Below are 12788 nucleotides of genomic sequence, written 5' to 3' on the forward strand. Positions count from 1 at the left end.
CCGCGGCACCGTGCTCGCCGCAGCCGGCTGCGCATTCGTCGCGGGCTGCAGTGCCGCCGGCGGCGGCGAAACACGCTACGAAAGCTCGCCGCAGTTCAAGGACGGCGGCTTCCGGAACATGGCGAACCCCGAGGCCCAGCCCTCGGCGAGCGCGTGGCGCATCTGGTCGCGCTTCATCGTCGGCAGCAAGGTTGACACGATGCCGGTCGACCCGATCCCGGTGCATGAACTCAGCACCAAGGAACTGGACGCGCTGRACCTCAAGGCCAACCACGTGGTGCGGCTCGGCCACTCGTCGCACCTGCTCAAGCTGCAGGGCAAGTACTGGCTGATCGACCCGGTGTTCAGCGAGCGCGCCTCGCCGTTCCAGTGGGTGGGGCCGAAGCGCTTTCACAAACCGCCGCTCAGGCTCGAGCAGCTGCCGCCGATCGAGGGCGTGATCCTCTCGCACGACCACTACGACCACCTCGACGTCGCGACCATCGAGTACCTCGCGCAGCGGGTGCAGCGCTACTTCGTGCCGCTGGGCGTGCGCGCACGGCTGGTGGACATGGGCGTGCCGGCCGAGCGCGTGACCGAGCTCGACTGGTGGCAGGGCGGCGAGCACGACGGCGTGAAACTCACGGCCACGCCCGCACAACACTTCTCGGGCCGCACCCTCACCGACCGCGACCGCACGCTGTGGGCTTCATGGGTGGTGCAGAGCGGCGACCAGCGCATCTTCTACAGCGGCGACTCGGGCTACTTCCCGGGCTTCAAGCAGATCGGCGAACGCTTCGGCGGCTTCGACCTGGCGCTGATGGAAAACGGCGCCTACGACGCCTACTGGCCCGCCGTGCACATGACGCCCGAGCAGAGCGTGCAGGCTTTCGAAGACCTGCGCGGCAAGGTGCTCTATTCAGTGCACAACAGCACCTTCGACCTCGCCTTCCACACCTGGCACGACCCGCTGGACCGCATCGCGGACCTGACGGCGGCGAAGAAGATCGAGCTGGCGACGCCGGTGATCGGGGAGGTGCTGACGGTGGGGCAGGCGCGGACCAATGCGCGCTGGTGGCAGGGGCTGCGCTAGCCGGTTACTTGCCGCTTTCGCGCCGCTCGCGCGCCCGGCGCACCTGCCGGGTCTCGTTGGCCTGCGCCGCGATGCGGTCCTTCTCGCGGCGCTTGGCCGCGCGCTTCTCGCGCATGCGCCGGCCGAACACATAGCTGCCGAGGCCGGTGACCACCGCGATGAAGATGCCGATGACACTGATGTCGATGCCGCCCATCACAACACCCGCACGATGCTGGCCGGCTTGAAGCCCAGGTCGGCCGCCTTGCCCTTGCGCGCCCGGGTGCCGCGCGCGTTGTTGAGCGTGCGGATTTCCAGCGTTTCTTCGCGCTCCTTGCCGCCGCGGCCGATGCCTTCGATCTTCACGCTGCGCGTGTAGGCCGCGGCGCCCGCCAGCGTGTCCTTGGCTTCGAGGTCGATCAGTGTCAAACCACGACCGCCCTTCGGCAGGCTCTTGAGTTCGGTGATGTCGAAGGTCAGGATGCGGCCGCCGGTCGAGGCGCAGGCCACATGCGTGGCGGCCGGCATCGGCTCGGCACCGCTCGCGCCGCCCACCAGCGAGGGACGGCAGAGCTGCTCGCCCTCGCCCACATCGATGAAGGCCTTGCCGCCGCGCTGGCGCGACATCATGTTCTCGACGGTCGCGATGAAGCCATAGCCGCCGGTGTTGGAAAGCAGCACGCCCGCACTCACCGGGCCCGCGAAGAAATGCGTGACATGCGTGCCGGCGTCGAGCTCGATGAGCGTGGTGACCGGCTGGCCGTCGCCGCGCGCGCCGGGCAGCGAGGCCACGGGCACGGTGTAGACGCGCACGGTCTTGTCCTTGGAGGAGCCGAACACCAGCAGCGTGTCGACGCTGCGGCATTCGAAGGCGCCGTAGAGCGCGTCGCCGGACTTGAAGCTGTATTCGGGCGTTGCGCTGCCCTTTTCTCCATTCGCGCCGTTCGCCGCTGCGGCCTTCTCGCTGGCCCAGCCCTTCTGCGCGCGGACCCAGCCCTTCTGCGACACGATCACGGTGACGGGTTCGTCGACCACCTTCACTTCGGCGACGGCGCGCTTCTCGGCCTGGATCAGCGTGCGGCGCGGGTCTTCGAAGGTCTTGGCGTCGGCCTCGATTTCCTTGATCAGCAGACGGCGCAGCGTGGCCGGGCTGCCGAGGATGTCTTCGAGCTTCTTCTGCTCGTCGCGCAGGCCCTTGAGCTCCTGTTCGATCTTGATGGCCTCGAGCCGCGCCAGTTGGCGCAGGCGGATTTCGAGAATGTCCTCGGCCTGACGTTCGCTGAGGTTGAAGCGCGCGATGAGCGCAGCCTTCGGGTCCTCGGCCGTGCGAATGATCGCGATCACTTCGTCGATGTTGAGCAGCACCAGCTGCCGGCCTTCGAGGATGTGGATGCGCTCCAGCACCTTGTTGAGCCGATGCCGCGAGCGCTTCTCGACGGTGATCTCGCGGAACGCGATCCACTCGTTGAGCATCTGGCGCAGCGACTTCTGCGTGGGCTTGCCGTCGATGCCGACCATCGTGAGGTTGATCGGCGAGGAGGTCTCGAGCGAGGTCTGCGCGAGCAGCGTGGTGATGAACTCGTCCTGGCTGATGCGCGAGGTCTTGGGTTCGAACACCAGGCGCACCGCGGCGTCCTTGCTGGACTCGTCGCGCACCACGTCGAGCACCGAGAGCATTGCGGCCTTGAGCTGCGTCTGGTCGGCACTCAGGGCCTTCTTGCCGGCCTTGACCTTCGGGTTGGTGATTTCCTCGATTTCTTCGAGCACCTTCTGCGTGCTGACGCCCGGCGGCAACTCGTTGACCACGAGCTGCCACTGGCCGCGCGCGAGGTCTTCGATCTTCCAGCGCGCGCGCACCTTGAGCGAGCCGCGGCCGGTGCGGTAGGCATCGGCGATGTCGCTCGGGCCGCTGATGATCTGCGCGCCGCCCGGATAGTCAGGGCCGGGCACGATGGCGAAGAGTTCTTCCTCGCTGAGCTTGCCGTTCGACTTGATCAGCGCCACGCAGGCGTCGGCGATCTCGCGCAGGTTGTGGCTCGGAATCTCGGTGGCCAGGCCGACCGCGATGCCGCTCGCGCCGTTCAGCAGCGTGAAGGGCAGCCGCGCGGGCAGCAGGCGCGGCTCTTCGGTGCTGCCGTCGTAGTTGGGAATGAAGTCGACCGTGCCTTCGTCGATCTCGTCGAGCAGCAGGCTGGTGATGCGCGCGAGGCGCGCTTCCGTGTAGCGCATGGCGGCGGCACCGTCGCCGTCGCGGCTGCCGAAGTTGCCCTGGCCGTCGACCAGCGGATAGCGCTGCGAGAAGTCCTGCGCCATGCGCACCAGCGCGTCGTAGGCGGCCTGGTCGCTGTGCGGGTGGAAGCGGCCGAGCACGTCACCGACCACGCGTGCGCTCTTGACGGGCTTGGCGCCCACGGTGCCGTTGGTGCCGCCGAAGCCGAGGCCCATGCGCGACATCGAATAGAGGATGCGCCGCTGCACCGGCTTCTGGCCGTCGGACACATCGGGCAGCGCGCGGCCCTTGACCACGCTGAGCGCGTATTCGAGGTAGGCGGTCTGTGCGTAGTCGGCCAGCGTGAGGGTGGTGTCGCCGTCGGTGGGACCCTGGAGATCGAGCGGGGGTTGGGAATCGTCCATGAAGAAGAAGAAAAGAAAAACAGTTGCTGCAGGCCGTGCGCGTTCGCGCTCAACCTAAAGTGAAAGCCTCGTGCACCGCGGACTGCACGGCGCCGCCGAGCACCGCGCCGCCGCCGGCCACGTAGATCCAGTCGCCGATCGCCGCGGCACCGACAGCGTGGCGCGGCGTGCGCATCGGCGCATGGCGTTGCCAGACATCGTCCACGGGATCGTAGCTTTCCATCTGGCCGAACACCTTGGCCTGGCGCGGCACGCCGCCCACCAGGAAGCCGCCCTCCCCGCCCATGGCGAAGAAGCGGCCGCGGTAGACCACGAGGCCGTGGCCCGAGCGCGCGGTGGGCAGCGGCGAACGCAGCTCCCAGGTGTCGCGCGTGGGCAGGTAGACGTGGTGCAGGTCGGTGTTGTATTCGAAGGTGTTGAAGCGGCCGCCGATCACATGGATCTGGTTGCCGTGCGAGACACAGCCCACGTGGTCGCGCGCGCCGGGCAGCGGCTTGCGGCCGGACCAGCGGTCGGCCTTGGGGTCGTAGACCTCGTGCCAGCCGACGCTGGCGCGCTCGGCCGCGGGCTCCGATGCGCCGCCGATCAGGTGCAGCGAACCGTCGAGCATCACGGCCGCCGCGGCACCGCGCGGGCGCGGCAAGGGTGCGATGGCGCTCCAGCGGTTGGCTGCGATGTCGTAGAGGTAGGCGTTGGTGTCCGAGCGGCGGTTCTGCTCGACGAAGCCGCCGAGCGCATAGACGCGGCCGCCTTCGGCCGTCACCGCGACGTGGTTGGCGCCGCGCGGCAGCGGCGCGCCGTCGAGCCAGCGGTCGGCCTTGGGGTCGTAGATGTGGTGGTAGTCGCGATTGACCGCGCCCTCGCCATAGCCGCCGACCACATGCATGCGCCCTTGCGCGGCGGTGGCCCAGGCCATCTCGCTGCGCGGGATCGGCAAGGCTGCGCGCGGCACCCAGCGCCCGGCCGGGCCGGCCGGTGCCGGGCTGTCGGTGACGCGCTGGGCCTCCTGCTCGGGCGTCATGTGGTGCGGAACGCCGCCTTGCAAACGCGCATAGGGCTCGGCCGACGAAGGCGCCGCCGGCAGCGTGTCGTGCGTGGCCGCATGCTGCGCGCGCGCTGTGCCTGCGACCGCGCAGGCGGCGGTCGCGAGGACGAAGCTTCGACGGTGCATGAAGGGCTCCTTCAGCGATGGCAAAAGGCGGGGCCGGGCCATCAGGACACCGGCGTTTCCGCCGCGCTCGCCGGGACCACCGGCTGCTCGGGGACGTCGGGCATGGCCGGCATGCGGCCCGGCGAATCGGGCGGCAAGTTGCCACGGCCCAGGGCGCCGCCCTTCGGCACCACCAGCTCCATGCGGATGCGCCCCAGCGCCTTGCCGCTGCGCCCACCACCTCCACCGCCGCCCGTCGCGACCGACGGCTTGAGGTAGGCATAGAGCTGCAGCACCGTCTGCACGTAGTTCTGCGTTTCCTTGTAGTTCGGGATCTTGTTGCCCGCGCGCTGCACCGCGCCCTCGCCCGCGTTGTAGGCCGCGAGCGCCAGTTCGATCTGGCCCGGGAACATGGCGATCAGGTCGCCCAGGTAGCGCGAGCCGGCGGCGATGTTGATGCGCGGGTCGAACAGCTTTTTCTCGATGGTGCTGCGCTTGTCCGCCGCGACGCCGTAGCGCTGCGCGGTCGCCGGCATGAGCTGCATGAGACCCATCGCGCCCTTGGGCGAGACGGCCTGCGCGTCGAAGCCCGATTCGGTGGCGATCAGCGCCTGCAGCAATTCGTAGTCGATGGAATGCTTGTTCGACGCGTCGCGCAGTGCGGCCTTGGCGGTCTTGTAGCTCGGCGAGGCCTCGAACAGCGCGAGCAAGGTCTGCGATGCCGGCGGCACCTTGCCGTCGAGCTTGCGCGCGCCACGCCCGAGCGGCGAGAGGCCCTGCGCCGTGTCGAAGCTCTGGCCGCCGCGGAAGAAGACCTGGTAGCGCTCGTCGATCTTCTCGGAGGCGAAGTGCGCCACGCCCTTGCTGTCGATGTACCCGTAGATCTCAGCGGCGTGCGCCAGCCCCTGCTGCATGCACAGCAGGAAAGCCAACAGCAACGGACGCATGAAATCTGAAAGGGTCACGAGGGTCAAACATCGATGTCGACATCGTCGGCACGCAGTTCCATCAACTCGCGCCGGGCGGCTGCTTCGCCCTTGCCCATGAGCTTGGTGATCTCGCCCTGGGTGGACGTGAAGTCGAAGCGTCCCAGTTGTACCTGCATCAGGCGCCGGGTGTCCGGATTGAGCGTGGTTTCCCACAATTGTTCCGCGCTCATTTCGCCCAGGCCCTTGAAGCGGCTGATGCTCCAGGCGCCTTCGCGCACGCCATCTTTGCGCAACTTGTCGAGCGTGGCGGTCAATTCGCCCTCGTCGAGCGCGTAGACCTTGGAGGCCGGCTTCTTGCCGCGCGCAGGCGCATCGACCCGGAACAGCGGCGGCTTTGCGACATACACGTGGCCGGTTTCGATGAGCTTCGGAAAGTGCCGGAAGAACAGCGTGAGCAGCAGCACCTGGATGTGCGAGCCGTCGACGTCGGCATCGCTCAGGATGCAGATCTTGCCGTAGCGCAGGCCGCTCATGTCGGGCGTGTCGTTGGGGCCGTGCGGATCGACGCCCACGGCCACCGAGATGTCGTGGATTTCGGTGTTGGCGAACAGGCGGTCGCGCTCGACCTCCCAGGTGTTGAGCACCTTGCCGCGCAACGGCAGGATGGCCTGGCTTTCCTTGTCGCGGCCCATCTTGGCGCTGCCGCCGGCGGAGTCGCCCTCGACCAGGAAGACTTCGTTGTGGCCGATGTCCTTGCTCTCGCAATCGGTCAGCTTGCCGGGCAGCACGGCCACGCCGGAGCCCTTGCGCTTCTCGACCTTCTGGCCGGCGCGCTGGCGCGTCTGCGCAGCCTTGATGGCGAGTTCGGCGAGTTTCCTGCCGTAGTCGACGTGCTGGTTGAGCCAGAGCTCGAGTGCGGGGCGCACGAAGCTCGACACCAGCCGCACCGCGTCGCGCGAATTGAGGCGCTCCTTGATCTGGCCCTGGAACTGCGGGTCGAGCACCTTGGCGCTCAGCACGTACGAGGCGCGCGCGAACACGTCCTCGGGCAGCAGCTTCACGCCCTTGGGCAGCAGCGAATGCAGTTCGATGAAGCCCTTCACCGCGGTGAAGAGGCCGTCGCGCAGGCCGCTTTCGTGCGTGCCGCCGGCGCTGGTGGGAATCAGGTTGACGTAGCTCTCGCGCACCGGCTGGCCGTCTTCGGTGAAGGCCACGCACCAGTCGGCACCCTCGCCTTCGGCGAAGTTGTCGGCGTTCTTGTCGGCATGGCCGCTGCCTTCGAACAGCGGGATCACCGGGTCGCCGTTGAGCGTCTGCATCAGGTAGTCGCTCAGGCCGCCCTTGTAGAGCCACTGCTGCGTTTCCTTGGTCTTCTCGACCGTCAGCGTGACGCTGACGCCGGGCATCAGCACGGCCTTGCTGCGCAGCAGGTGCGTGAGTTCGCTCATCGGCAATGCGGCGGTCTCGAAGTACTTGGCGTCGGGCCAGGCGCGCACCGTGGTGCCCTGGCGGCGCTCGCCGGCCTCGAGCTTGCGGATTTCGAGCGCCTCGATCACGTCGCCGGCGCTGAAGGCCAGCCTGGCCACCGAACCTTCGCGGTGCGTGGCGACCTCGAGCCGCTTCGACAGCGCATTGGTCACCGACACGCCCACGCCGTGCAGGCCGCCCGAGAAGCTGTAGGCGCCGCCCGAGCCCTTGTCGAACTTCCCGCCTGCGTGCAGCCGGGTGTACACCAGCTCGACCACCGGGGCCTTTTCTTCGGGGTGCAGGCCGAACGGAATGCCGCGGCCGTCGTCTTCGATGCTGACCGAGTTGTCGGTGTGCAGGGTGACCTTGATCTTCTTGCCGTAGCCCGCGAGCGCCTCGTCGGCGGCGTTGTCGAGCACTTCCTGGATGATGTGCAGGGGGTTGTCGGTCCGGGTGTACATGCCCGGGCGCTGCTTCACGGGCTCGAGGCCCTTGAGCACGCGGATGGAGCCTTCCGAATAGCCGGAAGCGGAATCTGAGGAGGTCTTGGGGGGAGTCGCCATGGGGGCGGATTGTAGTCAGTGGTCTTGGAATAACTGGATACCCATACAGGCATCGTTCCGGCGGCGCCGCGAAATTCAGGAACTTTCCGCAGCCTGCGGCTTGAACATGCGGGCGCCCAGGAAGTCGATCAAGGCCCGCAGCTTGGGCGAAGGGTAGCGCCCCGAAGGCCACAGCACGCTGAGGCCGATGGTATGCGGCCTCACGTGGTCGGCCAGCACGCTGCGCAACCGGCCCGCGGCCAGGGCCTCGCGCACGCTGAAATCGGGCAGGCAGGCGATGCCGCGGCCGCGCAGCGCGAAGCACAGGCGGGTTTCCATGTTGTTGCAGATCATCGAGACCGGCGGCTTGGCCTCGCTGCCGTCGGGCCCCTGCAGGAGCGGCCAGACCTCGACCTTGCCGGTGGCCGGGTAGCGGTAGTGCAGGCAGAAGTGGCTCGCCAGATCGGCCAGTGATGCCGGCGTGCCGTGGACTGCCAGGTAGTCGGGCGAGGCCACGAGCAGTTGCGAGAACTCGCCGAGCCGGCGCGCCGAAAGCCGCGAATCGGCGGGCTCGCCGGTGCGCACCACGGCATCGAACCCCTCCTCGATGACGTCGACGAGGCGGTCGCTGAAGTCCAGGTCGAGCTCGATGGCCGGGTGGTCGCGCATGAAGTCGGCCAGCACCGGCAGCACGAGCGAGCTGACCAGCGGCAGGCTCACCCGCAGCTTGCCGCGCGGCGCTTCGGCAGAGTGCGACAGCTCCTGCTCGGCGGCCTCGATCTCGGCCAGCACGCGGCGGCTGCGCGCCAGGAACAGTGCGCCTTCGGCGGTGAGCGTGATGCTGCGTGTGCTGCGGTGGAACAGGCGCACGCCCAGCCGCTCTTCGAGCCGGGCCACGCGCTTGCCCACGGCGGAAGCGGACACGCCGAGCGCGCGGCCGGCGGTGACGAAGCTGCGGGTCTCGGCAACCTGGATGAAGACGGTGAAGCCGCTGAGGCTGTCCATGGCAAGGCTCCATTGCGGACATCGATGTCCGTATTGAGCGGAACTGTATCCCCCTTTTTCCGCAGTCGCCTTCTTCCTATCGTTGGCGGCATGTCATTCCTCACTGAAATTTCTCCCCTTTCTTCCGCGGCGGCACAGGGCTGGCGCGGCCCGGACCCGTCGCGCATCGACGGCGTCGTCGACCGTGCGCTGGCCGATCAACGGCTGGTCGGCGCGGTGGTGCTGGTCGCCCATGGCGGGCGCGTCGTGCACCGCCGCACCGCCGRCCTGGCGGACCGCGAGGCCGGCCTGCCGATGCGCGAAGACGCGCTGTTCAGGCTGGCCTCGGTCTCGAAACCCATCGTGTCGACCGCCGTGATGGTGCTCGTCGCGCAGGGCCGGCTCACGCTGGAGGACCCGGTCACCCGCTGGCTGCCGGACTTCCGCCCTCGCCTGCTTGACAGCCATGGCGGCGGCGGTGAAGCCACGATCACGCTGCGGCAGTTGCTGACGCACACCGCCGGGCTGGGCTACCGCTTCTTCGAGACATCGGAAGACGGGCCGTATGCGCAGGCCGGCGTTTCCGACGGCATGGACGACAGCCGCCTCACGCTGGCCGAGAACCTGCGGCGCATCGCGCAGGTGCCGCTGCTGTTCGCGCCGGGCACGGGATGGGGCTACTCGCTGGCCACCGACGTGCTGGGCGGTGTCGTCGAGGCGGTCTGCTGCGTTCCGCTGGGCGATGCGGTGCGCACCCTGGTGACCGGACCGCTGCAGATGCACGACACCGCGTTCTTCGCGCCGCGCGACGGCCGGCTGGCTACGCCTTATGTGAACGGCGCCGAGGGCTGCGCGCCGCAACGGATGGAGGGCCTGACCATCGCCCCGCCCTTCGAAGACACCGTGGGCATCCGCTTCGACCCGGCGCGGGCTTTCGACGCGACGGCCTTTCCTTCGGCCGGCGCGGGCATGGTCGGGAGCGCGGGCGATTTCATGCGCCTGCTCGAAAGCCTGCGTGGCGGCGGTGCGCCGCTGCTGCCCGCCAATTGGGTGGACGAGATGGGCCGCAACCACACGGGTGCTTGGGGCCCCGCCGACGCGCCGGGCAGCGGTTTCGGCCTCGGCTTCTCGGTGCTGCACGACCCGAAGGCGGCCAATTCGCCGGAGTCCGAGGGCACCTGGCGATGGGGCGGCGCGTACGGGCATTCGTGGTTTGTCGACCGCTCCCGCGAACTCAGCGTGGTGGCCTTCAGCAACACGCTGTACGAAGGCATGTCGGGCCGCTTCGTGGCCGACCTGCGGGATGCTGTCTATGCATGAGCACACGCAACACCAGGCGGGCAGTCGGACAAGGTTGCCCCTGTCCGGCCTGCTCGCATTGGCAACGGCCGGCTTCATCACGGTCCTGACCGAAGCCATGCCGGCGGGCCTGCTGCCGCAGATCGGCGCCAGCCTCGCCGTTTCGCCCGCGCTGGTCGGCCAGCTCGTCACGGTGTACGCCATCGGTTCGCTGGTGGCGGCCATTCCGCTGGTGGCCTTCACGCGCGGCTGGCGGCGGCGCCCGCTGCTGATGATGGCGATCGGCGGCTTTGTCATCGTCAACACGGTCACGGCGCTGTCGAACAGCTATCCGCTGACGCTGGTCGCGCGCTTCTTTGCCGGCGTGTTCGCCGGGCTGCTCTGGGCACTGGTGGCCGGGCATGCGGCCCGCATGGTGCCGCCGTCGATGCAGGGGCGCGCCATCGCGGTGGCGATGCTGGGCGGGCCGCTGGCGCTGTCGCTGGGCATTCCGGCGGGTGCGCTGCTGGGCGCCACCGTGGGCTGGCGTCCGGCGTTCCTGATCATGTCGGCGCTGTCGGTGGCGCTGCTCGGCTGGGTTCGCTGGAAGGTGCCCGACTTTCCGGGCCAGGCCGCCGAACGGCAGCAAAGCGTACGCCGCGTGTTCCTGATGCCGGGCGTGCGTCCGGTGCTGGCGGTGATGCTGGCCTTCGTGCTGGCGCACAACATCCTCTACACCTACATCGCACCTTTCCTCACGCACGCCGGCATGGGTGCGCGGATCGACCTGGTGCTGCTGGTCTTCGGCGCGGCGTCGCTGGTCGGCATCTGGGTCACGGGCGTCCTGATCGACCGCTGGCTGCGCGAGCTGGTGCTGGCGAGTACCGCCGCCTTTGGGTTGGCAGCGCTGCTGCTGGGCACGGCCGCGGGCTTGCCGGCGGCGATCTACCTGGGCGTGGTGGTCTGGGGCGTTGCGTTCGGCTGCGCGCCCACGCTGTTCCAGACCGCTTCGGCGCAAGCGGCGGGCGACTCGGCCGACGTGGCGCAGTCGATGGTGGTCACGGCGTGGAACGTGGCCATCGCGGGCGGTGGGCTGATCGGCGGCGTGCTGCTGCAGGGCCGCGGCGCGGGCGTGCTGCCGTGGTCGCTGATCGTGCTGCTGGTGCCGGCGCTGATGCTGGCCTGGCGAGCCTGCGCACATGGCTTTCCGGGCTCGCGTGCTGTCGCGGCGGCGACAGCACGTTGAAGCCCCGGGGCTTTGATGACCGGAGCGCATTGAATCGGCCCCGATAAATCATCAATGGCTTTGGCCGCCATGGCACCTGCCACAGCACGCAAATGGCTACATTCGACGCCATGCAAGCCCCCGCCCCCACCCTCTCGATCAAGCAGGTGCTGCTCTGCGGCGCCATGATCGTCACGCTCTCGATGGGCATCCGCCACGGCTTCGGCCTCTGGCTGCAGCCGATCACGCAGGCCCAGGACTGGAGCCGGCAGACCTTCTCGTTCGCGCTCGCGATCCAGAACCTTTCATGGGGCATCTTCGGCGTGTTCGCCGGCATGCTGGCCGACCGCTTCGGCGCCTTCCGCGTGCTGGTCGGCGGCGCGGTGTTCTATGCCCTGGGCCTGTTCGGAATGGCGCATTCGCCAACGCCCTTGCTGTTCACGCTGAGCGCCGGCGTGCTGATCGGCGCAGCCCAGGCGGGCTCGACCTATGCGGTGATCTACGGGGTGATCGGCCGGCAGATTCCGGCCGAGCGGCGCTCGTGGGCGATGGGCGTGGCGGCGGCGGCCGGCTCGTTCGGACAGTTCCTGATGGCGCCCATCGAGGGGCGCCTGATCGGGCACCTGGGCTGGCAGACAGCGCTGACGGTTCTGGCGGTGGTGGTGCTGGTGATCATCCCGCTGGCCTTCGGCCTGCGCGAACCGAAAACCGCGGCATTGGCCGGGCACCGCGAGCAGTCGGTGGTGCACGCGGTGGGCGAAGCCTTCCGCTATCCGAGCTTCGGGCTGCTGATGGCGGGCTATTTCGTCTGCGGCTTCCAGTTGGCGTTCATCGGGATCCACATGCCGACCTATCTGCGCGACAGAAGCCTGTCGGCCGACGTGGCCGGCTACGCGCTGGCGCTGATCGGGCTCTTCAACGTGTTCGGCACCTACACGGTCGGCCTGCTGGGCCAGAGACTCGCCAAGCGCAAGATCCTCGCGGCGATCTACTTCGCCCGGGCGGCATCGATCGCGCTGTTCCTGGTGGTGCCGATCTCGCCGATCAGCGTCTACATCTTCTCGGCGGCCATGGGCTTCCTCTGGCTTTCGACGGTGCCCGCGACCAACGCGATCGTGGCGGGCATCTTCGGCGTGGCGCATCTGTCGATGCTCAGCGGCTTCGTGTTCCTGAGCCACCAGGTCGGCTCGTTCCTGGGCGTGTGGCTCGGCGGCTACCTGTACGACACGACCGGCAGCTATGACGTGGTCTGGTACATCTCGATTGCGCTGGGCGTGTTCGCGGCGCTGATCAACCTGCCGGTCAAGGAACACGCCATCGCCCGCGCGGTGCGGCCGGCGGCGATGCCCGGCTGATTGCGGACAATGACGCCATGACACCGCCAATGCGCCAACACCTCCTGCATGCCGGCTGGCTCGCCGCGGCCACGGCGGTGCTGGGCAGCGTGTTCGCGCTCTATACGCGTCCGGACTTTCTGGTGACGCTGGTCGATCAGGTGTGGTCTTGTTTTTGAGCCCGCCTGCCGGGC

The 12788-nt window shown here is 68.6% G+C and carries 11 protein-coding genes; 5 read left to right on the forward strand and 6 right to left on the reverse strand.

What is annotated here, in order from left to right:
• On the forward strand, nucleotides 1–1072 hold a 1072-nt coding region (locus tag AC1DXX_RS23640), incomplete at its 5' end, for an MBL fold metallo-hydrolase (RefSeq protein WP_478136645.1).
• Nucleotides 1073–1076: 4 nt separating this feature from the next.
• Here the strand turns inward: AC1DXX_RS23640 and AC1DXX_RS23645 are convergent.
• The 6 genes from AC1DXX_RS23645 to AC1DXX_RS23670 form a co-directional block, all read right to left on the reverse strand.
• Nucleotides 1077–1268, reverse strand: coding sequence for a hypothetical protein (locus AC1DXX_RS23645; protein WP_478136646.1), 192 nt, complete (start codon nucleotides 1266–1268; stop codon nucleotides 1077–1079).
• Entirely contained in the window at nucleotides 1268–3685 is a 2418-nt protein-coding gene (gene parC, locus AC1DXX_RS23650; protein ID WP_478136647.1) for a DNA topoisomerase IV subunit A, read from the reverse strand. Before parC ends, AC1DXX_RS23645 begins: the two co-directional genes overlap by 1 nt.
• A gap of 49 nt (nucleotides 3686–3734) precedes the next feature.
• Nucleotides 3735–4856 carry a Kelch repeat-containing protein gene (locus AC1DXX_RS23655; RefSeq protein ID WP_478136648.1) on the reverse strand — a complete coding sequence of 374 codons (1122 nt, stop codon included), beginning with the start codon at nucleotides 4854–4856 and terminating at the stop codon, nucleotides 3735–3737.
• Nucleotides 4857–4897: 41 nt separating this feature from the next.
• On the reverse strand, nucleotides 4898–5782 hold the full coding sequence (locus AC1DXX_RS23660) for a lytic transglycosylase domain-containing protein (RefSeq protein WP_478136692.1): 885 nt from the start codon (nucleotides 5780–5782) through the stop codon (nucleotides 4898–4900).
• Between the two features lie 23 nt (nucleotides 5783–5805).
• Entirely contained in the window at nucleotides 5806–7794 is a 1989-nt protein-coding gene (locus AC1DXX_RS23665) for a DNA topoisomerase IV subunit B (RefSeq protein WP_478136649.1), read from the reverse strand.
• A 75-nt stretch (nucleotides 7795–7869) separates the two neighbouring features.
• The gene (locus AC1DXX_RS23670) at nucleotides 7870–8778 is read right to left on the reverse strand and encodes a LysR family transcriptional regulator (RefSeq protein WP_478136650.1); all 909 of its coding nucleotides are present in this window, start codon (nucleotides 8776–8778) and stop codon (nucleotides 7870–7872) included.
• 90 nt (nucleotides 8779–8868) lie between these two features.
• Between AC1DXX_RS23670 and AC1DXX_RS23675 the strand changes: the two genes are divergently transcribed.
• The 4 genes from AC1DXX_RS23675 (at nucleotide 8869) to AC1DXX_RS23690 (ending at nucleotide 12773) form a co-directional block, all read left to right on the forward strand.
• Complete coding sequence (locus AC1DXX_RS23675) at nucleotides 8869–10077, forward strand: serine hydrolase domain-containing protein (RefSeq protein ID WP_478136651.1); 1209 nt, start codon at nucleotides 8869–8871, stop codon at nucleotides 10075–10077.
• Nucleotides 10070–11281: an MFS transporter gene (locus AC1DXX_RS23680; RefSeq protein WP_478136652.1), complete on the forward strand. Its 1212-nt coding sequence runs from the start codon at nucleotides 10070–10072 to the stop codon at nucleotides 11279–11281. The genes AC1DXX_RS23675 and AC1DXX_RS23680 overlap by 8 nt, the downstream gene beginning before the upstream one ends.
• A 110-nt stretch (nucleotides 11282–11391) precedes the next feature.
• The gene (locus tag AC1DXX_RS23685; RefSeq protein WP_478136653.1) at nucleotides 11392–12615 is read left to right on the forward strand and encodes an MFS transporter; all 1224 of its coding nucleotides are present in this window, start codon (nucleotides 11392–11394) and stop codon (nucleotides 12613–12615) included.
• A 29-nt stretch (nucleotides 12616–12644) separates the two neighbouring features.
• Nucleotides 12645–12773, forward strand: coding sequence for a hypothetical protein (locus tag AC1DXX_RS23690; protein WP_478136654.1), 129 nt, complete (start codon nucleotides 12645–12647; stop codon nucleotides 12771–12773).
• Nucleotides 12774–12788 lie beyond the last annotated feature (15 nt).

Source organism: Variovorax sp. P4_B10, assembly GCF_056402375.1.